We start from the raw sequence: 21,521 nt of genomic DNA, 5'->3' as shown, positions 1-21,521 counted from the left end.
GAGAGCGCCCGCGCCGGGGCATACGAGCTAAGCCCCCTCTCGATCATGTCGAGGACGACAAGCGTGGGAGGTACCCGTGACAAGCCCCCTCTTCCGGACGAAGAAGGTAGAACAGTCCATCCGTGACACGGAGGAACCCGAGCACTCGCTCAAGAAATCCCTGTCCGCCCTGGATCTGACCGTCTTCGGTGTCGGTGTCATCATCGGCACCGGCATCTTCGTCCTCACCGGCACGGTCGCCAAGGACAACGCCGGACCGGCCACCGCCCTGGCCTTCGTGGTGGCCGGTGTCGTCTGCGCGCTCGCCGCGCTCTGCTACGCCGAGTTCGCCTCCACCGTCCCGGTGGCGGGCTCCGCCTACACCTTCTCGTACGCCTCTCTGGGTGAACTGCCCGCGTGGATCATCGGCTGGGACCTGGTCCTGGAATTCGCGCTCGGCACGGCGGTGGTGGCCGTCGGCTGGTCGGGTTACATCCAGTCGCTGATGGACAACGCCGGCTGGCAGATGCCCGCGGTGCTGGGCAGCCGCGAAGGCTCCGACGTCTTCGGGTTCGACATCCTCGCCGCCGTGCTGGTGCTGGTGCTCACCGGCATCCTCGTCCTGGGCATGAAGCTGTCCGCCCGCGTCACCTCGGTGGTCGTCGCCATCAAGGTGACCGTGGTCCTCGTGGTGATCATCGCGGGGGCCTTCTTCATCACCGCGGACAACTACGACCCCTTCATCCCCGAGTCGCAGCCCGTGCCCGCGGGGGACAGCCTCGACTCCCCTCTCATCCAGCTGATGTTCGGATGGGCCCCGGCCAACTTCGGCGTGATGGGCATCTTCACCGCGGCCTCGGTGGTGTTCTTCGCCTTCATCGGCTTCGACATCGTCGCCACGGCCGCCGAGGAGACCAAGAACCCGCAGCGCGACATGCCCCGCGGCATCCTCGGCTCCCTGTTCATCTGCACCGTGCTGTACGTGCTGGTGTCGATCGTCGTCACCGGCATGCAGAACTACCGGGAGCTGTCCGTGGACGCCCCGCTGGCGGACGCCTTCAAGGCGACTGGGCATCCGTGGTACGCGGGCTTCATCAGCTTCGGGGCCGCCGTCGGCCTGACGACCGTCTGCATGATCCTGCTGCTCGGCCAGACCCGGGTCTTCTTCGCGATGAGCCGCGACGGACTGCTGCCGAGGTTCTTCTCCCGGGTCCACCCCCGGTTCAGGACCCCGCACCGGCCGACCATCCTGCTCGGTGTCGCCATCGCGATCCTCGCGGGCTTCACCCCGCTGAACGAACTCGCCGCGCTGGTGAACATCGGCACCCTGTTCGCCTTCGTCATCGTCGCGATCAGCGTGCTCATCCTCCGCAGGACCCGGCCCGACCTGCCCCGCGCGTTCCGCACCCCCTGGGTGCCCGTGCTGCCGATCGTGTCGGTCGCCGCCTCCCTGTGGCTGATGCTGAACCTCCCCGCCGAGACCTGGGTCCGCTTCGGTGTCTGGATGGCGATCGGCGTCGCCGTCTACTTCCTCTACGGCCGCAGGCACAGCCGCCTGGCCAAGGGCGAGAGCGAGCCCGGGGCGCCCGTCGGACGCTCCGGCCCGGACTCGCGCTGACCCCGGTGCCGGGGGTGGCCGGGCTCGCGATCGGGGTACGGCGCCGTGCTCGGGGCGTGCTCGGCACCGCGCCCCCTCGACGGCGCCCGGCCGTGACCTGCACGCCCCTGGGCGCGCTCACGCGGGGACGGCGCGAGCGGCCGGTGAGGAGGGCCGCGGGCGCCGACGTGGTCCCCCTCGTGCGACACCGGCTCCGCGTCCGCCGGGGCGCCGCGCGGGGCCGCCTTCGTCCCGCCGCCCGGGGCGGGCCCGGAGGAACGGCGTCGGTGGTGCCGCCCCGGCCCACCGAGGACGCGGCACCCGAGTACGGGGAGCGGTGCGCAGGGCCGCCCCCGTGCCCGGGCCGTCGCGTCTCGGCGCGGGGTCGGGGGGTGGGCGTCGGCCCTGTCCGGTCCACCGGGGATGCCGCGCGCGGGTACGGCGAGCACCGCGCCGCGCTGCCTCCGTGCCCCGCCGTCGGGAGTGGACGCCCGCCGCAGCCGCGGGAGCAGCCCGCACGACGGCCCACCGGCGGCTCGCCGGCCGGCGGGCGCTGACCGAGGCCCGAGGGGCAGGCGTCGGCTGTCCTGCCCCGGCCCACCGGGGGCGCACCCCCCGCTCGTGCCGCGACGCTCGCGGCGTGGGCGCCCGTGTCCTCCGCCGTCCGGGCGACGCCGTCCCGGTCGGCGGTGAGGGGCGGGAGGCGTCCGCGTCCCGGTGCGTCGTACGACCGCCGCGCGGGTTCAGCGGGGCACGGACCGCGGACCGGTGACCTCCGCGCCCAGGGCGGTCACCCTGCGGCGCAGTTCGCGGTCGGCCGTGACGACCAGGACCGGACGGTCACCCGCCCCGGCCGCCAGCTCGACCATGTGGTCGTCGCCGCTGCCCGGGGCCGACTCCACCCGCACCCCCGGCACCGGCTCCACGCCGCGCGCCGCACCCTCCACGACCAGGACGATGTCCAACGGCCCCGGACGGTCCGGTACGCCGTCCGCGGCCAGCCGGTCACGCAGGCGCTCCGCGGCGCCCCGGCGGTCCCGCCACCACCCGTCGGGCACCGACCCGACGACGTTCGCGGCGTCGACGATCACGAGCAGGGCGGCGGTGTCGTTCATACGGCCAGCGTCCCACGCCGCACCACCGCGCCCCCGGAACGGTGAGGGACAGGGTGAGGCGGCGACCGGCTCCTCCGGCGGCCCCCGACGGCTGCGACCGTTGCCCGGCGGCCCACGGCGAAGGGTGCGGCGGTCTCGGCGCACTCCCCACCTCCGCCCCGGCTCGCACCGCTGGACCGGAGCCCGCCCGGCCACCTCCGGCAAGCCCGGTGAACCGGGAGGCACCGCTCACCGCCGGGGCCCAGCGCCGCCGACCCGGTCGCCGGCCATCGGCCAGGGGTGACCCGCGGCCGGATGTGAGAGATGATCACCGCACGAGATCGTCACATGACAAACGGGATCGGGGAGAACGTATGACAGTGGGACGAAGAGTGTTCCTCGGAGCCTTCACCGCGGGCGCCGTGACCGTCGCGGCTGGTTCGGAGGCGGCGGCCGCCGACGGTGCGTACACGCCGTACGCCGCGCCCGCCTCCTTCTGGGGCGACTCACCGACCGAGCATGTGGTCACCATCAACTACAAGGCCACGACCGGTGACCGGGCCGCGCTGAACGTGACGTCGGTCAACCCGGTGTCGTCCGCGATGTACATCACGGGTCACGAGCAGGGGCCCCGAGGCACCCTGAAGATCGCTCACGTCGGCTACGCCGACGGGTCCGACCCCGGCGCCTCCGGTCTCTCGATCGACCTCCGGACACAAGGCACCGCCGCCCAGGGCATCTTCGTCACCGCCACGGACGGACCCACCAAGGGCGCCCTGATCGTCCTGCGGAACAACCCGGGTGTGGACGACCTCGTCGTCAAGGGCAGTGGTCTGATGGGCGTCGGAGTTGGCCGCGGCGCCAACCCCCAGTCCCAACTCCACGTAGTTCAGGGGCCCGACGCTCAGTCGGCCATCCTCGCCGAGGGCGCGCTGCGGCTCGCGGACGTCGACTCGGTTCCGAACAACGCGCCCGCCGCGGCCGGCGGCGGTTCCCTCTACGCCCAGGACGGCAAGCTGTTCTGGAAGGGCGGCAACGGCACCCCCACCCGGCTGGCGTGAGGGACGAGACCATGCAGCTGACCCCCGAGCAACTTGTGTCCGAGTTCCACGACGCCGTCATGGAGCTGTACTTCGCCCGGAAGCGCATCGCCGCCCTGGAGGAGGAGAACGCCGAACTGAAGGCGCGGCTCGCCTCGGCGGAGCAGGACGGCGCCGGAGTGTGAGAGAAGGGCCTCCGCCGTCACTGCGGAGGCCCTTCTCACCTGCCCTGTGGGGCCGTTACGCCGGCACCGACGCCACGCCGGGCTCCAGGAACCGCTTGCCGTTGACGCGCTCGGAGACGCCCTCACGGTCCAGGTACGGCGTGATGCCGCCCAGGTGGAACGGCCAGCCGGCGCCGGTGATCAGGCACAGGTCGATGTCCTGCGCCTCGGCGACGACGCCCTCGTCGAGCATGAGCCCGATCTCCTGCGCCACCGCGTCCAGCACCCGCGCCCGCACCTGCTCCTCGGTGAGGACGGTGTCGCCCTGCTCGAGCAGCGCGGCGACCTCGGGGTCGAGCTCCGGCTTGCCGCTGTCGTAGAGGTAGAAGCCCCGCTTGCCCGCCTCGACGACCTTCTTGAGGTTCGGGGAGACGGTGAACCGCTCCGGGAACGCCCGGTTGAGGGTCTCGGAGACGTGCAGGCCGATCGCGGGACCGACCAGCTCCAGCAGCACCAGCGGCGACATCGGCAGACCGAGCGGCTCGACGGCCTTCTCGGCGACCTCGACCGGGGTGCCCTCGTCGATGACGTTCTGGATCTCGCCCATGAAGCGGGTCAGGATGCGGTTCACGACGAACGCCGGGGCGTCCTTGACCAGCACCGCGGTCTTCTTCAGCTTCTTGGCGACACCGAACGCCGTGGCCAACGAGGCGTCGTCGGTCCGCTCGCCGCGGACGATCTCCAGCAGCGGCAGGATCGCGACCGGGTTGAAGAAGTGGAAACCGACGACCCGCTCGGGGTGCTTCAGCTTCGACGCCATCTCCGACACCGACAGCGAGGAGGTGTTGGTGGCGAGGATCGCGTGCGCCGGGGCGACCGCCTCGACCTCGGCGAACACCTGCTGCTTGACGCCCATCTCCTCGAAGACGGCCTCGATGATGAAGTCGGCGTCCGCGAAACCCTCGGCCTTGTCCAGCACACCGGAGACCAGCGCCTTGAGGCGGTTGGCCTTGTCCTGGTTGATCCGGCCCTTGCCGAGCAGCTTGTCGATCTCGGCGTGGACGTAGCCCACACCCTTGTCGACGCGCGCCTGGTCGATGTCGGTCAGGACGACCGGCACCTCGAGGCGGCGCAGGAACAGCAGCGCGAGCTGCGAGGCCATCAGGCCGGCGCCCACGACACCGACCTTGGTGACCGGGCGGGCCAGCGACTTGTCCGGGGCGCCCGCGGGGCGCTTGCCGCGCTTCTGCACCAGGTTGAACGCGTAGATACCGGAGCGCAGTTCGCCGCCCATGATGAGGTCGGCCAGGGCCTGGTCCTCGGCGTCGTAACCCTGCTGGAGGTCACCGTTCTTGGCGGCGGCGATGATGTCCAGGGCGCGGTAGGCGGCCGGGGCGGCGCCGTGCACCTTGGAGTCGGCGATGAAACGGCCCTTGGCGACGGCCTGGTCCCAGGCCTCGCCGCGGTCGATCGCCGGGCGCTCGATGGTGATCTCGCCCTTGAGGACGGCCGCGGTCCAGATCAGCGACTGCTCCAGGAAGTCCGCGCCCTCGAAGATCGCGTCCGCGATGCCGAGTTCGTAGACCTGCGCGCCCTTGAGCTGCTTGTTCTGGTTGAGGCTGTTCTCGATGATGACCGAGACGGCCTTCTCGGCGCCGATCAGGTTCGGCAGCAGCGTGCAGCCGCCCCAGCCGGGGACGAGACCGAGGAAGACCTCGGGGAGCGAGAACGCCGGGAGGGCGGCCGACACCGTGCGGTAGGAGCAGTGCAGACCGACCTCGACGCCACCGCCCATGGCGGCGCCGTTGTAGTACGCGAAGGTCGGCACGGCCAGCTTCGACAGCCGCTTGAAGACGTCGTGGCCGCCCTTGCCGATGGCCAGCGCGTCCTCGTGCCGCTTCAGCAGCTCGACGCCCTTGAGGTCGGCTCCGACGGCGAAGATGAACGGCTTGCCGGTGACGCCGACGCCGACGATGTCGCCGTCCGCGGCCTCCTTCTCGACCTGGTCGATCGCGGCGTCGATGTTCGCCAGCGACTGCGGGCCGAGGGTGGTCGGCTTGGTGTGGTCGTGACCGTTGTCGAGGGTGATCAGCGCGAAACGGCCCGCCCCCAGCGGCAGGTCGAAGTGGCGTACGTGCGCGCTGGTGACGACCTCGCCGGGGAACAGCTCGGCCGCACCCTTCAGAAGCTCTGCGGTGGTGCTCACTTGTCCCCCTCGAAGTGCGGGTTCTCCCAGATGACCGTCGCGCCCATGCCGAAGCCGACGCACATGGTGGTGAGGCCGTAACGGACCTCGGGCTGCTCCTCGAACTGGCGGGCCAGCTGCGTCATCAGACGGACGCCGGAGGAGGCGAGCGGGTGGCCGAAGGCGATGGCGCCGCCGTACTGGTTGACGCGGGCGTCGTCGTCGGCGATGCCGTAGTGCTCCAGGAAGGCGAGGACCTGGACGGCGAAGGCCTCGTTGATCTCGAACAGGCCGATGTCGTCGATGGACAGGCCCGCCTGCGCGAGGGCCTTCTCCGTCGCCGGGATCGGGCCGTAGCCCATGACCTCGGGCTCCACACCGGCGAAGGAGTAGGAGACCAGGCGCATCTTCACCGGGAGGTTGTTCTCGCGGGCGAAGTCCTCGGAGGCGATGAGGGAGGCGGTGGCGCCGTCGTTCAGACCGGCCGCGTTGCCGGCGGTGACCCGGCCGTGTACGCGGAACGGGGTCTTGAGGTTCGCCAGGCTCTCGAGCGTGGTGCCCGGACGCATCGGCTCGTCGGCGGTGACCAGGCCCCAGCCCGTCTCGCCCGCTTCTTCGTTCGTGCGGCGCACCGAGACCGGTACCAGGTCGGCCTGGATCTTGCCGTTGGCGTACGCCTTGGCCGCCTTCTCCTGCGAGCGCACCGCGTACTCGTCGGCGCGCTGCTTGGTGATGGTCGGGTAGCGGTCGTGCAGGTTCTCCGCGGTCATGCCCATGAACAGGGCGGACTCGTCGACCAGCTTCTCGGACACGAAGCGCGGGTTGGGGTCGACGCCCTCACCCATCGGGTGGCGGCCCATGTGCTCGACACCGCCCGCGATGGCGACGTCGTACGCGCCGAAGGCGACGGAGCCGGCCACCGTGGTGACGGCGGTCAGGGCGCCGGCGCACATGCGGTCGATGGAGTAGCCCGGGACCGAGGTGGGCAGACCCGCGAGGATGCCGGCCGTGCGGCCGATGGTCAGGCCCTGGTCGCCGATCTGCGTGGTCGCGGCGACGGCGACCTCGTCGATCTTCTTCGGGTCGAGACCGGGGTTGCGGCGCAGCAGCTCCCGGATCGCCTTCACGACGAGGTCGTCGGCGCGGGTCTCGTGGTAGATGCCCTTCGGGCCCGCCTTGCCGAACGGGGTGCGGACGCCGTCGACGAAGACGACGTCCCTGACGGTACGAGGCACGATGGCTCTCCTCCAGGTACGGGATGCTGAGCGCTTGCTTACGGCCCATGCTACTTGCGGGTAACGTGACTGCCCACCCCCGCCGCCTGGAGCGGCGAACATCACACGTCCGGTCGTGCGGGAAACCCGTCACGGGGGCGCCGTGGACCCCCTCGGGGTCAGCACCGGGGTCGGCACCGGATGCGACCCCGGCCCCTCCCCGGAGATCACACCGAACAGCGTCCGCGCCACCTCCGCACCAAAACCATGCACATCATGGCTCATCGCCGACAACGTCGGATGCGTCAACCGGCACAACTGCGAGTCGTCCCACGCCAGCAGCGACACGTCGCCCGGCACCCGCAACCCCATCTCCGCCACCACCGACAACCCCGCCACCGCCATGATGTCGTTGTCGTACACGATCGCCGTCGGCCGCTCGCCGGGCGCGGCCGCCAGCAGCGAGCGCGTGGCCCGCGCCCCCGCGTCCCCGGAGAAGTCCGTCGCCACCTGCCACGCCCGCGCCGCCGGCTCCAGCCCCCGCACCGCCTCCTCGAACGCCGTCGTACGGATGGACGTGTGCCCGAGCGCCGCCGCCCCGCCCACCCGGGCGATCCGCCGGTGCCCGAGCGCCGCCAGATACCGCACCGCCTCCCGCACGGCCGTGGCGTCGTCGGTCCACACGGACGTCAGCCCGCCCGTCAGCGACGGATGCCCGACCGCGACCACCGGCACCCCCAGCCTCCCGGCCACCGCCGGACGCGGGTCGTCGGCCCGGAAGTCCACCAGGATCGACCCGCCGATCTGCCGTCCCCTCCACCACGACTCCAGCAGCCCGGTCTCCTCGTCCGGGCTGCGCACCAGCCGCAGCAGCAGCGAGCAGGACCGCTCCACGAGGACGCTCTCCACGCCGGAGATGAACTCCATGTAGAACGGCTCCAGGCCGAGCAGCCGGGCGGGCCGGCACACCGCGAGACCCACCACGTCCACCCGGGACCCGGCGAGCGTGCGGGCGGTCAGGCTGGGCGACCAGCCCAGCTCGCGCGCCGCCGCGAAGATCCGGTCGCGGGTCGCCTCCGACAGGCCGGGCTTGCGGTTGAAGGCGAGGGACACGGCTCCCTTGGACACACCGGCGCGCGCGGCGACGTCCTTGATGGTGACGCGAGGGGTCGGCGTTGCCGTCATCGAGTGGGCTCCACGCAGTACAGGGCCGAGCGGGCGGTCTTTGGGTCCGGAGTCTTCCAGCCCCGCACCCCGATGGTCACCTCTTCCCCGGGGAGCAGCGTCACCAGCCCCCGGTCGGCCGTCGCGCCCGGATCCAGCCGGTCCGCCTGGAGCAGCAGGTCCCGCACGAGGGTGCGGGCCGTGACCGTGATCCCCTCCGGCACCACGGCGACCTCGAACTCGGGGCGCGGGTACGGGATGTCCCGGTCCGCCGCCGGGAAGCGCAGCGCCCGCAGTCCTCCCGCGTCGGCGGCCAGGAACTCCCCGGGCCCGGCCGGCACCAGCTCACCCGGGACCTCGGCCTGGCCGACGGTCCGCCCCGGCGCGGCCAGCGCGAGACGCGCCTCCCCGAGCAGCGTGCCGTCCACGGACATCCGCCGCAGCCGCAGCGTGCCCCGCCAGTCCCCGGCGGCCTGGTTGACCGCCGCCACCACGAGCCCGTCCCCGTCGGCCCGCACCGTCAGCAGCCGGTCCGCGTACAGCCGCCGCAGCTCGTGGTAGAGCGGCTTCTCCCGCCCGTCCCCGTCGATCGCCGCCCATGAGGTCACCGGCCAGCAGTCGTTGAGCTGCCACATCACCGTGCCCGCGCACACCGGCCAGTGCGCGCGCCAGTGCTCGATGCCGGCGGCGACGGCGCGCGCCTGGTTGACCTGGGTCAGATAGTGCCAGCGGTCGAAGTCGCCCTCCGGCACGGCGAAGTGCGAGGCCAGCCCGCGCTCGAGCTTGCCGTTGCCGTCGTCCGCCTTCTGGTGGTGCAGCATGCCGGGGGAGTCCGGGGCGAGTTCCTCCCCGGGCAGGGCCCGCCGCAGCGTGGCGTGCGCGGGCGGTGCCTGCCAGCCGAACTCGGCGACGAAGCGCGGCACGTCGAGCCGGTAGTCGGCGTAGTCGGTGCGGTTCCACACCTCCCAGGAGTGGTGCGTGCCGTGCGCGGGGTCGTTCGGGTGGTGCCGCCAGGAACCCGACCACGGGCTGCCCGCCGTGTAGGGCCGCGTCGGGTCCAACTCGGCCACCACCCGCGGCAGGAGACCCAGGTAGTACCCCTCGCCCCAGGAGTCCCCGGCCAGCTGGGGCTCCCACTCCCAGTCCCGGAAGCCCCACAGGTTCTCGTTGTTGCCGTTCCACAGCACCAGTGAGGGGTGCGGCATCAGCCGTACGACGTTCTCCCGGGCCTCCGCCTCCACCTCCCCGCGCAGCGGCTGCTCCTCGGGGTAGGCGGCACAGGCGAACGGGAAGTCCTGCCAGACCAGCAGCCCCAACTCGTCGCAGACGTCGTAGAAGTCCTCGCTCTCGTAGATCCCGCCGCCCCACACGCGCACCAGGTCCGCGCCCGCGCCGGCCGCCTGCTCCAGCCGCCGCCGGTAGCGGTCCCGGGTGATCCGGGACGGGAAGACGTCGTCCGGGATCCAGTTGACGCCCCGCGCGAACAGCCGCTCGCCGTTGACGACGAGGGTGAACCCGGTGCCGTGCGCGTCGGGCGAGGTGTCCAGCTCCACCGTCCGGAACCCGATCCGCCGCCGCCACGAGTCAAGCGCCTCCTCGCCGTGCAGCAACGTCAACTCCACGTCGTACAAGGGCTGGTCGCCGTACCCCCGGGGCCACCACAGCCGCGCGCCCGGGATCCGCAGCCGTACGGTCCCCGTCGTCCCGTCCACCTCGGCGCGGGCGCCCAGGCCGCCGACGGTCGCCTCCACGGCGAGCGGTGCCTCGACCCGGGAACGCTCCACGTCCACCGTCAACTCGACCTGACCCGTGCCGTCCTCGACGGTGACCAGCGGGCGCACCCGGGCGATCCGGGCCGTCGACCACCGCTCCAGCCGCACCGGCCGCCAGATCCCCGCCGTCACCAGCGTCGGCCCCCAGTCCCAGCCGAACGAGCAGGCCATCTTGCGCAGGTACTGGTACGGCTCGGCGTACGCGCCGGGCCGCTCACCGATCCGGCCGCGCACGGCTTCGGCCTCCGCGTAGGCCGAGGCGAACCGCACGGAGAGCCGCCCGTTCAGCCCGGTCACGTCGAAGCGGTACGAGCGGTGCATGTTCCGCACCCGGCCCAGCGGCCGGCCGTCGAGCAGGATCTCGGCGACGGTGTCGAGCCCGTCGAAGACGAGGTCCGTCTGCTCGTACGCGCCCGGCCCGGCGCGCAGTTCCGTCTCGTACGTCCAGTCCCGCCGGCCCACCCACGCCACCTCCGCCTCGTTCCGCCCGAGGAAGGGATCAGGGATCAGACCGGCCGCCAGCAGATCGGTGTGCACGCACCCCGGAACCGAGGCGGGGAGCGCGTCCCCCGTGCCGTCCGGGTGTCGCAGGATCCATCCGTCGGTGAGCGGTGTGACCTGACGCATGCACACTCCCTAAACCGGTTGAGACGAGTAACGGCGTCACTTGAGCATCCTTGGCGCAATTGAGACTTTACCGGTTCAGTGACTGCTGCCAGAGTGCCGAATCAGCCATCCCCACCCGTGCTCGTCCGCCCCGTGAACGGAGCCGTGATGCACCTGAACCGCCGCACGACACTCACCGGATCGATCGCCCTCCTCGCCCTCCTGGCCTCCGCCTGCACGGGCACGGGAGGCTCCTCCCGGGGCGCGGACGCCAAGGCCCCCGACGACCCGTCCGAGGTCGAGGGCTCCATCACGGTCCTCACCCACCGGACCGACCTGGTGCAGGACGGGACGATGAAGAAGTACGCCGCCGAGTTCCGCAGGACCCACCCCGGGGTGAAGGTCGAGTTCGACGCCCTCACCGACTACGAGGGCGAGGTCAAGATCCGCATGAACACGGAGAACTACGGCGACGTCCTGATGATCCCCGCGGTCGTCGAGAAGAAGGACTACCCCCGGTTCTTCGCGTCGCTGGGCACCAAGGAGGAGCGCGCCGCCAAATACCGCTTCACCGACTACTCCACGGTCGACGGCAAGGTCTACGGCCAGAGCCCCATCGGCACCGTCCCCGGCTTCCTCTACAACAGGAAGGTCTGGAAACAGGCGGGCGTCACCGAATGGCCCACCACGCCCGCCGCGTTCCTCGACGCCCTGAGGGCAATCAAGTCGAAGACGGACGCGGTGCCTTACTACACCAACTTCAAGGACATGTGGCCGCTGACCTCCTGGACCAACGTCAACGGCTCCGTCGGCTGCGACCCCGGGGCCACCAGCAGACTCGCCGAGGGCGACCCCTGGGCCGAGGGCTCCGACCTGCGCGTGGCCGACACCCTGCTGTACGACATCGTGCGCGGCGGCCTCGCGGAGAAGGACCCGACCACCACCAACTGGGAAGCCAGCAAACCGAAGCTGGCCAAGGGCGAGATCGCCACCATGTGGCTGGGCTCCTGGGCCGTCGTCCAGATGCGGGACGCCGCGAAGCAGGCCGGTACCGACCCCGACGACATCGGCTTCATGCCCTTCCCCGCGCAGAAGGACGGCGCCTTCTGCGCGGTCACCTCCCCGGACTACCAGCAGGCCGTCAACGTCAACTCCGACCACAAGGAAGCCGCCCGCGCCTGGATCGACTGGTTCACCGACAAGTCCGGCTACGCCGCGGCCGATCTGGCCCTCTCCCCGCTGAAGGACGCCCCGCTGCCCGACATCCTCGAGCCCTACGAGGAGGCCGGCGTCACACTCCTCGACCTCGACGACAGCAAGGGCGCCGAGGTGAAGTCCATCGACAACCAGTCCGAGATCGGCATCTACAAGCCCGACTACCGCCAGGAACTCGTCGACCTCGCCCGCGGCGCGCGCAAGGGAAGCCTCGACGACTTCCTCGCCGGCCTCGGCAAGCGCTGGACCGAGGCGCGCGGCTCACTGGGGTCCTGATGACCGACACCACCCGCGAGGCGGCGCGGCCGGTGCCCCCGGCCGCGCCCGCCGGGCCGGGCCGGCCGGCCCCCGCACCCCGCCGCACACGGCTGACACGCCTCCTCACCCCCTGGCTCTTCCTCCTCGCCCCGCTGGCCCTGCTGCTCACCTTCACCTACGCGCCGATCGCCAACATGATCGCGTACAGCTTCACCGACTGGGACGGCGTGAGCCCCGAACTCGACTTCACCGGCACCGAGAACTACGCCGAACTCCTCACCCGCAGCGAGCTGTTCGAGGTCTTCTTCGTCAGCGGCTACTACCTCGTGGCATCCGTCGTGCAGATCGCCCTCGCCCTGTACTTCGCCACGGTCCTCAGCTTCGACGTCCGCTTCCGGAACTTCTTCAAGGGCGTGCTGTTCTTCCCGTACCTCATCAACGGGGTGGCTATCGGCTTCGTCTTCCTCTACTTTTTCCAGGACGGCGGCACCCTCGACTCCGTGCTGCACCTCCTCGGCGTCACGACCGACCACGCCTGGCTGGGCAGCCCCTTCTCCGCGAACACCTCACTCGCCGGCGTCTCCGTCTGGCGCCACCTGGGGCTCAACTTCGTCCTGTTCCTCGGCGCCATCCAGTCCATCCCGGGCGAGCTGTACGAGGCGGCCGAGATCGACGGGGCGAGCCGCCGGCAGCAGTTCCGGCACATCATCGTGCCCGGCATCAAACCGATCCTGAGCCTCAGCGTGATCCTTTCGGTCTCCGGCTCGCTGTCGGTCTTCGAGATCCCGTACATCATGACCGGCGGCGCCACCGGCACCGAGACCTTCGTGATCCAGACGGTGAAGCTGGCCTTCCAGTTCAACAAGACGGGGCTCGCCTCCGCCGCCGCCGTCGTCCTGCTGCTGATCGTCCTCGTGGTCACCTGGGTGCAGCGGCGCATCGTCCCCGACGAGAAGGTGGACCTGGTATGACCCGTCGCACCGTGGCCCGCGCGCTCGTGTACCTGTCGCTGCTCCTGGCGACCCTGGTGGTGCTGCTGCCGCTCACCGTGGTCTTCCTGACCTCGCTGAAGTCCCCGAAGGAGATGGCGGACGGCAGCGGGGCGCTGGCCCTGCCCGACGACCCGCTGAACTTCGGCAACTACGTGACGGCGTTCCGGGACGGCCAGATGCTGTCCGCCTTCGGCAACACGGCCCTCGTCCTCGTCGTCGCCGTCGGCGGCACGGTCCTCATCGGCTCGATGACGGCGTACGCCATCGACCGCTTCCGCTTCCGCCTCAGGAAGCCGGTCGTCGCCCTGTTCCTGCTCGCCGCGCTGGTCCCCGGGGTGACCACCCAGGTGGCCACCTTCCAGATCGTCAACAGCTTCGGCATGTTCGACAGCCTGTGGGCACCGATCGTGCTCTACATGGGCACGGACATCGTGTCGATCTACATCTTCCTGCAGTTCATCCGCTCCATCCCGGTCTCCCTGGACGAGGCGGCCCGCCTGGACGGCGCGAACGCCTTCACCGTCTACCGCAAGGTGGTCCTGCCGCTGCTCAGACCGGCGATCGCGACGGTGGTCATCGTGAAGGGAATCACCGTCTACAACGACTTCTACATCCCCTTTCTTTACATGCCCTCCGAGGATCTTGGCGTGATCTCGACGTCCCTGTTCCGCTTCAAGGGCCCCTTCGGAGCGCACTGGGAGACCATCTCGGCGGGCGCGGTCCTGGTCATCCTCCCCACCTTGATCGTCTTCCTCTTCCTCCAGCGCTTCATCTACAACGGCTTCATGACAGGAGCGACGAAGTAGCCGCCGGCACGCGACAAGCCACGGCGCGGCCGCCCCCATCCCACCGCCGGACGGCGACTAAGCAGCCAGCGCCGCGACCAGCACGGGCGTGACCTGCTCGACCTGCCAGGCGCGCGCCCCGAGCGCGGTCAGCGCCGCCGCCACGGACTCCGCCCCGACCACCGCCGGAGGCTCCCAGCACACCCTGCGCACCGTGTCCGGCGTGATCAGGTTCTCCGCCGGCATCCCCAGCCGCTCGGCGAGCGCGTTCACCCCCGCCCGCGCGGCCGTCAGCCGCGCCGCGGCCTCCGGGTCCTTGTCCGCCCACGCGCGCGGCGGCGGGGGACCGGTCACCTGCTGGCCGGGCTGGGGCAGCTGGGATTCGCTCAGGGCCTTCGCCCGGTCGACGGCGGCCTGCCACTGCTCCAGCTGGCGCCGTCCCACGCGCTGCCCGAACCCGTTCAGCGCGCCCAGGGCGTGGTGGCTGGCCGGCATGGCCAGCGCGGCCTCCACGATGGCCGCGTCGGAGAGCACCTTGCCCGGGGAGACGTCCCGGCGGCGGGCGATCCGGTCGCGGGTCTCCCACAGCTCGCGGACGACGGCCATCTGCCGGCGCCGGCGGACCTTGTGCATGCCGGAGGTGCGCCGCCACGGGTCCTTGCGGGGCTCCGGCGGCGGCGCGGAGGCGATCGCGTCGAACTCCTGCCGGGCCCAGTCGAGCTTGCCCTGCCGGTCGAGTTCCTTCTCCAGCGCGTCCCGCAGGTCGACCAGCAGCTCGACGTCGAGGGCGGCGTAGCGCAGCCAGGGCTCGGGCAGCGGGCGGGTGGACCAGTCCACGGCGGAGTGGCCCTTCTCCAGGACGAAGCCGAGCACGTTCTCGACCATCGCGCCGAGCCCGACCCGGGGGAAACCGGCCAGCCGTCCGGCCAGCTCGGTGTCGAAGAGGAGGCTCGGCCGCATGCCTATCTCGCGCAGGCACGGCAGATCCTGGGTGGCGGCGTGCAGCACCCATTCGACGCCGGACAGCGCCTCGCCCAGACCGGACAGGTCGGGACAGGCGACGGGGTCGATCAGCGCGCTGCCCGCGCCGTCGCGGCGCAGCTGGACGAGGTAGGCGCGCTGCCCGTAGCGGTAGCCGGAGGCGCGCTCGGCGTCGACGGCGACGGGGCCGCGGCCCGCGGCGAAGGCGGCGACCACCTCGGCGAGGGCGGCCTCGTCCGCGATCACGGGCGGGATGCCCTCGCGCGGTTCGAGCAAGGGGATCGGCGCCTCCGTAGCAGAAGATCCGCCGTCGTCCGGAGGGGCGCCTCCGGTGGTGCGCAGTGAACGGTCTGCTGCGGTGTCGTGGGCGTCGGTCACCTGTCAAGAGTATCCGTACGGCCCGGCGCCTGATCTGCCTCTGCGCGGGGGGTCCTCGCCGACCAGCGAAAACAGGCCTCGGCGGACGGCCGGAGCGCGGCGCGCGCGAAGGCGCCCGCCGACGGTGTCGCGTCGACGGGCGCCGTCCGGCCTCGAAAGGGATGGTGAAGGGGCTGGTGCGGGGAACGGTCGGGGACAGGGGGGACAGGAAGGGCGGAGGGTCAGGGACGGTCAGTGGATGATGCCCGTGCGCAGCGCCACCGCCACCATTCCGGCGCGGTCGCCCGTGCCGAGCTTGCGGGCGATGCGGGCGAGGTGGCTCTTGACGGTCAGCGCGGACAGGCCCATCGAGACGCCGATCGCCTTGTTGGACTGGCCCTCCGCCACCAGGCGCAGCACCTCGACCTCGCGGCCGGACAGTTCGCGGTAGCCGCCCGGGTGGCTCGGGGCACCCGGGGGGCGGCGGTGCAGCCGGGCGGCGGCGGCGCCGATCGGGGCGGCACCGGGCCGGGTGGGGAGCCCGAGGTTGGTGCGGGTGCCGGTGACGACGTACCCCTTCACTCCGCCGGCCAGCGCGTTGCGCACGGCGCCGATGTCGTCGGCGGCGGACAGGGCGAGGCCGTTGGGCCAGCCCGCGGCGCGGGTCTCGGAGAGAAGGGTGAGGCCGGAGCCGTCCGGCAGATGGACTTCGGCGACACAGATGTCGCGGGGGTTGCCGACGCGGGGACGAGCCTCCGCGACGGACGAGGCCTCGATGACGTCGCGTACACCGAGCGCCCACAGGTGGCGGGTGACGGTGGAACGCACGCGGGGGTCGGCCACGACCACCATGGCGGTCGGCTTGTTCGGGCGGTAGGCGACCAGGCTTGCGGGCTGCTCGAGGAGAACGGACACCAGGCCTCCTGGGGGGCGGGACGGGGCCGGCTCGTGGGGTGATGGGGGACGAACCGTGCTTTCAAGGTCACAGTCGTCTTCGGCAGCAAACCTGGAGTCCTTTAGGGAATGATCACGAAGTAGTGAGTAACAATCTGGGCAATTCGGACGCGCGGTCGATCATTCGAAGATCGAACGGTTTCGGTCTGCGTCGCAACGCTTCCGAATGTGGCCGTATCGACAAAGAGATCGTCATCGGTGATTGGCTGGAGCCCGAAGGGGGAAGCTCAGCGCGACTGCGGCCCCCGGCGCTGCGGCAGCGTCACGACCGACGCGTCCCCGGGAGCGGCCGGCGGCAGGCCCGCGACCTGCGCCAACAGATCGCACCACGCCACCAGGTGCGTGCCCGTGTCCGGCACCCCGCCCAGCCCCTCCCGCGGCGTCCAGGAGGCCCGGATCTCGATCTGCGAGGCGGACGGCCGCTCCGACAGCCCGCCGAAGTAGTGCGAACTGGCCCGCGTCACCGTGCCGCTCGGCTCGCCGTACGCCAGCCCCCGCGCGGACAGCGCACCGGTCAGCCAGGACCAGCACACCTCCGGCAGCAGCGGATCCGCCGCCATCTCCGGCTCCAGCTCCGCCCGCACCAGCGTCACCAGGCGGAAGGCGCCCCGCCAGGCGTCGTGCCCGGCCGGGTCGTGCAGCAGCACCAGCCGCCCGTCGGCCAAGTCCTCCTCGCCGTCGACGACCGCGGCCTCCAGCGCGTACGCGTACGGAGCCAGCCGCTTCGGCGCGGGGGCGGGATCGACCTCGATCTGCGGCCGCAGCCGCGTGCCCCGCAGCGCGTCGACAGCGGCCCGGAAGGGCGGCGGAGGCGCCCCTCCGTGTCCGAGATTCCCCTCGGCCTCCTTCGGTTCGTCCATTCCGCCAGCGCCGTCCGACAGTCGTCCCTGAGCCGCAGCCATGCGGGGAAGGCTAAACGGAACGGGCCCCCGGCGCAGGGAGGGACACCCGCGCCACCCGGGGGTGTCCGGATCCCGTCCCGCGCGTACCGTGTAGCGGACGACCTCGGGTCCGGCAGGCCGGACCGGTCGTGCGAGACTGGCCGGTGTGAGTGCCAACGCAAGCCCGACGGGCCAGACGCCGACAGCGACCCCCGACGGGGTCAAGAACGACGCGGTCAAGGATTCAGCCTTCCTCAAGGCATGCCGCCGCGAGCCGGTGCCGCACACGCCGGTGTGGTTCATGCGGCAGGCGGGGCGCTCACTGCCGGAGTACCGCAAGGTGCGCGAGGGCATCGGGATGCTCGACTCCTGCATGCGCCCCGAACTGGTCACCGAGATCACGCTGCAGCCGGTGCGCCGCCACCGCGTCGACGCGGCGATCTACTTCAGCGACATCGTCGTCCCCCTCAAGGCCATCGGCATCGACCTCGACATCAAGCCCGGCATCGGCCCGGTCGTCGAGCAGCCGGTCCGCACCCGCGCCGACCTCGCCCGGCTGCGCGACCTCACCCCCGAGGACGTCTCCTACGTCACCGAGGCCATCGGGATGCTGACCCGCGAACTCGGCCCCACCCCGCTGATCGGTTTCGCCGGCGCCCCGTTCACCCTCGCCAGCTACCTCGTCGAGGGCGGCCCCTCCCGCACGTACGAGAACGCCAAGGCGATGATGTACGGCGACCCGGAGCTCTGGGCCGACCTGCTCGACCGCCTCGCCGACATCACCTCCGCGTTCCTCAGGGTGCAGATCGAGGCCGGCGCCTCGGCCGTCCAGCTCTTCGACTCCTGGGCCGGCGCGCTCGCCCCCGCCGACTACCGGCGCTCCGTGCTGTCCGCCTCCGCGAAGGTGTTCGACGCGGTGGCCGGCTACGGCGTGCCGCGCATCCACTTCGGTGTCGGCACCGGCGAACTGCTCGGCCTCATGGGCGAGGCCGGCGCGGACGTCGTCGGCGTCGACTGGCGCGTCCCGATGGACGAGGCGGCCCGCCGTGTCGGCCCCGGCAAGGCGCTCCAGGGCAACCTCGACCCGACCGTCCTCTTCGCCGGCCGTGAAGCCGTCGAGACCAAGGCGCGCGAGGTGCTGGACTCGGCCGCGGGCCTGGAGGGCCACATCTTCAACCTCGGCCACGGCGTCATGCCGGACACCGACGCGGACGCCCTGACCCGCCTCGTGGAGTACGTCCACACGCAGACCGCGCGCTGACCCACCGCGTGCGCGGCGCACGCGCGTCGGACCCCGGGGGCCGGGGTACTGGGCCTCTACGCTGCCCACCACCCGCTCCCGGGGCCGGGCAGGTGGAGGCACCATGAGGCTCGAGATGTTCGACCCGGCCCCCATCGGCGTCGTGGTCACCCAGGGGCCGGACCACCGGCTCGCGTACACCAACGCCGTGTACCGGCGGACCTTCGGCGACCGTCCGCTGGGCCGGACCGTGCGCGAAGCCTTCCCCGACCTCGCCCAGTCCGGCTACTTCGACATGTTCGACCGGGTCCTCGCCACCGGCGAGGCCGAAGTGCTCACGGCCGTGCCCATCGACCTGGCCTACCCGCACACGGCGGCCAGGGGACGGCGCTACTTCTCGTTCAGCATCTCCCGCGCCACGATGAGCGACGGCCGGCAGGGCGTGCTCGGCGTGCTCGCGGAGGTCACCGAGCAGGTGACCGCGGCGGAGCGGATCCGCGTCCTGTCCGAGGAGCGCCGCCGCGCGCTGCAGCGCTACCGCAGCCTGGTGAAAGCCGGGTCCCAGATCGTGTGGGTGACCGGCCCCAAGGGCGGGGTGACCGAGCCGAGCCCCGGCTGGGAGCGGGTGACCGGGCAGAGCTGGGAGGAGTTCCGCGGCGACGGCTGGATCGACGCGCTCCATCCCGACGACCGTGCCGCCGCCGTGGAATCGTGGCACCGGGCACTGACCGGACCGACGCCGCGCTGGGCCCACACCTACCGGCTGCGGCTGGCCATCGGCGGCTACCGGCACTTCGCCGTCCACGCCGCGCCGGTACGGGACGGCGACACGGTGATCGAATGGGTGGGCACCTGCACGGACGTCGAGCAGGAGTGGCAGGAGACCCGCCGTGAGGAGCTGCTGGCGCGGGCCACCGCCGCCACCGCCGGCATCGCACGGCTGGACGACATGCTCGCCGCCCTCTCCGAAGTGATCGTGCCCGACATCGCCGACCACTGCACCGTCCACCTCCTGCCGCACGCCCTGCACCGCCCGCCGGGCACGCCGCTCACCGCCGAACGGGTCGCCGCCGTCAGCCGCCCCGGACTGCCGGACCTGCCCCCGCACCAGGACGAGCACCTCGACCCCGGCAGTCCGCTCGCCCGCGCCGCCGACGGACGCGATCCCGTGCACGCCGTCTTCCCGCCCGGTGAGCCCCCACCGGACCTCTCCCCGCCCGGCACCGCACCGTGGCTGCCCCCCGGCGCCAACAGCGTCGTCCTGCTCCCCGTCGTCGTCGACGGCGTCACGGCCGCCCTGGTCACCGCTTCCGCGAGCGGCGAACGCCCGCCCCTCGGCCAGGCCGAGATCAGTCTGCTGCGCACCCTCCTGGAACAGGCGCACACCCCCCTGCGCAACGCCATGGAGTACCAGCGCACCCGGCAGGTGGCCATGGCCCTCCAGCGCAGCCTGCTCACCGACCCGCCCGATGTGCCCGGCCTCGACATCGCCGTCCGCTACCGGCCCAGCACCGCGGCCGCCGAGGTCGGCGGCGACTGGTACGACGCCTTCGAGCTGCGCGACGGCGCCACCGTCCTCACCATCGGCGACGTCGCCGGCCACGACCTGCCCGCCGCCGTCACGATGAGCCAGCTGCGCAACATGCTCCGCGGCCTCACCCTGGACCGTCAGGAACCGACCGGCACGATCCTGCGCCGGCTGGACGTCGCCGTGCAGACCCTCTACGCCGAATGCACCGCCACCTGCGTCCTGGCCCGCGTCGAACGCCGGGACCCCGGCCGCTTCCGCCTCCACTACTCCGTCGCGGGCCACCCGCCGCCTCTGCTGGTCGGTGCGGACGGCACCGCACGCTTCCTCACCGCCGGCCACTCCCCGATGCTCGGCCTCGTCCCCCACCCCGAGTACGAGAGCGCCTTGCAGACACTCGAACCCGGCTCGACCCTGCTCCTCTACACCGACGGCCTCGTGGAACGCCGTGACGAGGACCTCACCGCCGGCCTGGAGCGCCTGCGCCACCACGCCGCCGAGGCCGTCAACCGCCCGCTGGAGTCCTTCTGCGACACCCTCCTCACCGACCAGCTGACCGTCGACAACGACGACGACGTCGCCCTGATCGCCCTGCGCGTGCCCGGCCCTCCCTGAGGCACGGCGGGCCGATCCGGCCGCGCCCGTCCTCACGGTGATGGTCCGCGCCCCGCGCTGGCCGGCGCCCGCCCCTACCAGGTCCGCCGGGCCTGCCGGCCGAAGCGGACGCCGTGGGGATCCGGTGGTGGGGGAGTGCCGGGTTTGAGCGGCCGGGCCAGGAGCATGCCGAGGACGAACCCGACCACATGGGCCACGTAGGCGACGGTGCCCGCTTGGGACACCCCTTGGCCGGCGGAGTAGAACGCCTGCAGTACGAACCAGGAGCCGAGGACGAGCCAGGCGGGCAGCCGCAGGGGCAGGAAGATCAGGAAGGGGACGAGGACCCAGACGCGGGCCTTCGGATAGAGCACCAGGTAGGCGCCCAGGACCCCGGCGACAGCTCCGGACGCGCCGATCAGGGGGTCGCCCGAGCCGGCGTTGAGGAGGGCGAAGCCGTAGGAGGCCGCGTAGCCGCAGACCACGTAGAACAGCAGGTACCGCACGTGTCCCATGCGGTCCTCGACGTTGTTGCCGAAGATCCACAGGAACAGCATGTTGCCCAGCAGGTGCAGCCAGCCGCCGTGCAGGAACATCGCCGTGAGGACGCTCAGCTCGGGCGACTTGTCGTAGCCGGGCCGGTCCACCACGCATCCCGGCCCCTGGGGGCCCACGCCCGTGCCGCCCGTGGGCACCAGGCTCGGCATCCGGTGGTGGATCAGCTCCTGCGGGACCGCCGCGTAGCGTTCCAGGAAGGCCTGGAGCCGGCAGAGGTCGGCCAGACTGCTGCCGCCGGTGAGGGTGTCGACGACACCGGGTGTGAAGGCCAGGAAGACGACGAAGTTGGCGGCGATCAGCGCGTACGTCACCCACGGGGTGCGTCGCGCCGGGTTCACGTCGTGCACGGGGATGACCACGTTC

General features: G+C 71.9%; 17 protein-coding genes. 8 read left to right on the top strand and 9 right to left on the bottom strand.

What is annotated here, in order from left to right; translation table 11 throughout:
- Positions 1-76: 76 nt before the first annotated feature.
- Positions 77-1,597 (top strand): amino acid permease, encoded by a 1,521-nt coding sequence (locus ACZ6A9_RS13085; RefSeq protein WP_468983730.1) that lies wholly within the window; start codon positions 77-79, stop codon positions 1,595-1,597.
- A gap of 722 nt (positions 1,598-2,319) precedes the next feature.
- Here the strand turns inward: ACZ6A9_RS13085 and ACZ6A9_RS13080 are convergent.
- Entirely contained in the window at positions 2,320-2,691 is a 372-nt protein-coding gene (locus tag ACZ6A9_RS13080) for a PIN domain-containing protein (RefSeq protein ID WP_468983727.1), read from the bottom strand.
- A 353-nt stretch (positions 2,692-3,044) separates the two neighbouring features.
- Here ACZ6A9_RS13080 and ACZ6A9_RS13075 point away from each other — a divergent pair, with 353 nt between their 5' ends.
- A complete protein-coding gene (locus ACZ6A9_RS13075; RefSeq protein ID WP_468983724.1) occupies positions 3,045-3,731 on the top strand; it encodes a hyaluronoglucosaminidase in 687 nt (228 codons plus the stop codon).
- Between the two features lie 11 nt (positions 3,732-3,742).
- Positions 3,743-3,895 (top strand): hypothetical protein, encoded by a 153-nt coding sequence (locus ACZ6A9_RS13070; protein WP_468983721.1) that lies wholly within the window; start codon positions 3,743-3,745, stop codon positions 3,893-3,895.
- Between the two features lie 55 nt (positions 3,896-3,950).
- Here ACZ6A9_RS13070 and ACZ6A9_RS13065 read toward each other — a convergent pair whose 3' ends face one another.
- The 4 genes from ACZ6A9_RS13065 to ACZ6A9_RS13050 all read right to left on the bottom strand — a co-directional run bounded on the left by ACZ6A9_RS13065 (position 3,951) and on the right by ACZ6A9_RS13050 (position 10,836).
- Positions 3,951-6,080: a 3-hydroxyacyl-CoA dehydrogenase NAD-binding domain-containing protein gene (locus tag ACZ6A9_RS13065; protein WP_468983718.1), complete on the bottom strand. Its 2,130-nt coding sequence runs from the start codon at positions 6,078-6,080 to the stop codon at positions 3,951-3,953.
- Positions 6,077-7,294: a thiolase family protein gene (locus ACZ6A9_RS13060; protein ID WP_468983715.1), complete on the bottom strand. Its 1,218-nt coding sequence runs from the start codon at positions 7,292-7,294 to the stop codon at positions 6,077-6,079. The genes ACZ6A9_RS13065 and ACZ6A9_RS13060 overlap by 4 nt, the downstream gene beginning before the upstream one ends.
- 129 nt (positions 7,295-7,423) lie before the next feature.
- Positions 7,424-8,458 carry a LacI family DNA-binding transcriptional regulator gene (locus ACZ6A9_RS13055; protein ID WP_468983712.1) on the bottom strand — a complete coding sequence of 345 codons (1,035 nt, stop codon included), beginning with the start codon at positions 8,456-8,458 and terminating at the stop codon, positions 7,424-7,426.
- Positions 8,455-10,836: a glycoside hydrolase family 2 protein gene (locus ACZ6A9_RS13050; RefSeq protein WP_468983710.1), complete on the bottom strand. Its 2,382-nt coding sequence runs from the start codon at positions 10,834-10,836 to the stop codon at positions 8,455-8,457. Before ACZ6A9_RS13050 ends, ACZ6A9_RS13055 begins: the two co-directional genes overlap by 4 nt.
- A gap of 147 nt (positions 10,837-10,983) precedes the next feature.
- Between ACZ6A9_RS13050 and ACZ6A9_RS13045 the strand changes: the two genes are divergently transcribed.
- Genes ACZ6A9_RS13045 through ACZ6A9_RS13035 form a run of 3 tightly spaced genes read left to right on the top strand, consistent with a single transcriptional unit; the run spans position 10,984 to position 14,086 of the window.
- Positions 10,984-12,306 carry an ABC transporter substrate-binding protein gene (locus ACZ6A9_RS13045; protein WP_468983707.1) on the top strand — a complete coding sequence of 441 codons (1,323 nt, stop codon included), beginning with the start codon at positions 10,984-10,986 and terminating at the stop codon, positions 12,304-12,306.
- Positions 12,306-13,259 (top strand): carbohydrate ABC transporter permease, encoded by a 954-nt coding sequence (locus ACZ6A9_RS13040; protein WP_468983705.1) that lies wholly within the window; start codon positions 12,306-12,308, stop codon positions 13,257-13,259. The genes ACZ6A9_RS13045 and ACZ6A9_RS13040 overlap by 1 nt, the downstream gene beginning before the upstream one ends.
- The gene (locus ACZ6A9_RS13035) at positions 13,256-14,086 is read left to right on the top strand and encodes a carbohydrate ABC transporter permease (protein ID WP_468983702.1); all 831 of its coding nucleotides are present in this window, start codon (positions 13,256-13,258) and stop codon (positions 14,084-14,086) included. Before ACZ6A9_RS13040 ends, ACZ6A9_RS13035 begins: the two co-directional genes overlap by 4 nt.
- Before the next feature lie 57 nt (positions 14,087-14,143).
- Here the strand turns inward: ACZ6A9_RS13035 and ACZ6A9_RS13030 are convergent, their stop codons facing one another.
- The 3 genes from ACZ6A9_RS13030 to ACZ6A9_RS13020 form a co-directional block, all read right to left on the bottom strand.
- Positions 14,144-15,424: a ribonuclease D gene (locus ACZ6A9_RS13030; protein WP_468983699.1), complete on the bottom strand. Its 1,281-nt coding sequence runs from the start codon at positions 15,422-15,424 to the stop codon at positions 14,144-14,146.
- A 231-nt stretch (positions 15,425-15,655) separates the two neighbouring features.
- Complete coding sequence (locus tag ACZ6A9_RS13025) at positions 15,656-16,318, bottom strand: helix-turn-helix transcriptional regulator (RefSeq protein ID WP_030212648.1); 663 nt, start codon at positions 16,316-16,318, stop codon at positions 15,656-15,658.
- A gap of 266 nt (positions 16,319-16,584) precedes the next feature.
- A complete protein-coding gene (locus ACZ6A9_RS13020) occupies positions 16,585-17,259 on the bottom strand; it encodes a DUF3000 domain-containing protein (RefSeq protein WP_468983696.1) in 675 nt (224 codons plus the stop codon).
- A 145-nt stretch (positions 17,260-17,404) separates the two neighbouring features.
- On the opposite strand from ACZ6A9_RS13020, the gene hemE reads away from it, so the two are divergent.
- Together hemE and ACZ6A9_RS13010 are read left to right on the top strand one after the other, a co-directional pair.
- Complete coding sequence (gene hemE / locus ACZ6A9_RS13015; RefSeq protein ID WP_468983693.1) at positions 17,405-18,499, top strand: uroporphyrinogen decarboxylase; 1,095 nt, start codon at positions 17,405-17,407, stop codon at positions 18,497-18,499.
- A gap of 103 nt (positions 18,500-18,602) precedes the next feature.
- A complete protein-coding gene (locus ACZ6A9_RS13010) occupies positions 18,603-20,621 on the top strand; it encodes a SpoIIE family protein phosphatase (RefSeq protein WP_468983690.1) in 2,019 nt (672 codons plus the stop codon).
- A 74-nt stretch (positions 20,622-20,695) separates the two neighbouring features.
- On the opposite strand, the gene ACZ6A9_RS13005 is transcribed toward ACZ6A9_RS13010, so the two are convergent.
- On the bottom strand, positions 20,696-21,517 hold the full coding sequence (locus ACZ6A9_RS13005) for a rhomboid family intramembrane serine protease (RefSeq protein WP_468984587.1): 822 nt from the start codon (positions 21,515-21,517) through the stop codon (positions 20,696-20,698).
- Between the last annotated feature and the right edge of the window lie 4 nt (positions 21,518-21,521).

Source organism: Streptomyces sp. NPDC041124, from assembly GCF_055592385.1.
This window is presented reverse-complemented; position numbering and strand designations above follow the sequence as displayed.

Bases quoted from the DNA above. Each gene is read 5' to 3' on its own strand.
- ACZ6A9_RS13075 (WP_468983724.1), top strand. From the start codon at position 3,045: ATGACAGTGGGACGAAGAGTGTTCCTCGGAGCCTTCACCGCGGGCGCC.
- ACZ6A9_RS13035 (WP_468983702.1), top strand. From the start codon at position 13,256: ATGACCCGTCGCACCGTGGCCCGCGCGCTCGTGTACCTGTCGCTGCTC.
- ACZ6A9_RS13045 (WP_468983707.1), top strand. From the start codon at position 10,984: ATGCACCTGAACCGCCGCACGACACTCACCGGATCGATCGCCCTCCTC.
- ACZ6A9_RS13020 (WP_468983696.1), bottom strand. From the start codon at position 17,259: ATGGCTGCGGCTCAGGGACGACTGTCGGACGGCGCTGGCGGAATGGAC.
- ACZ6A9_RS13070 (WP_468983721.1), top strand. From the start codon at position 3,743: ATGCAGCTGACCCCCGAGCAACTTGTGTCCGAGTTCCACGACGCCGTC.
- ACZ6A9_RS13040 (WP_468983705.1), top strand. From the start codon at position 12,306: ATGACCGACACCACCCGCGAGGCGGCGCGGCCGGTGCCCCCGGCCGCG.
- ACZ6A9_RS13055 (WP_468983712.1), bottom strand. From the start codon at position 8,458: ATGACGGCAACGCCGACCCCTCGCGTCACCATCAAGGACGTCGCCGCG.
- ACZ6A9_RS13050 (WP_468983710.1), bottom strand. From the start codon at position 10,836: ATGCGTCAGGTCACACCGCTCACCGACGGATGGATCCTGCGACACCCG.
- ACZ6A9_RS13080 (WP_468983727.1), bottom strand. From the start codon at position 2,691: ATGAACGACACCGCCGCCCTGCTCGTGATCGTCGACGCCGCGAACGTC.
- ACZ6A9_RS13010 (WP_468983690.1), top strand. From the start codon at position 18,603: ATGAGGCTCGAGATGTTCGACCCGGCCCCCATCGGCGTCGTGGTCACC.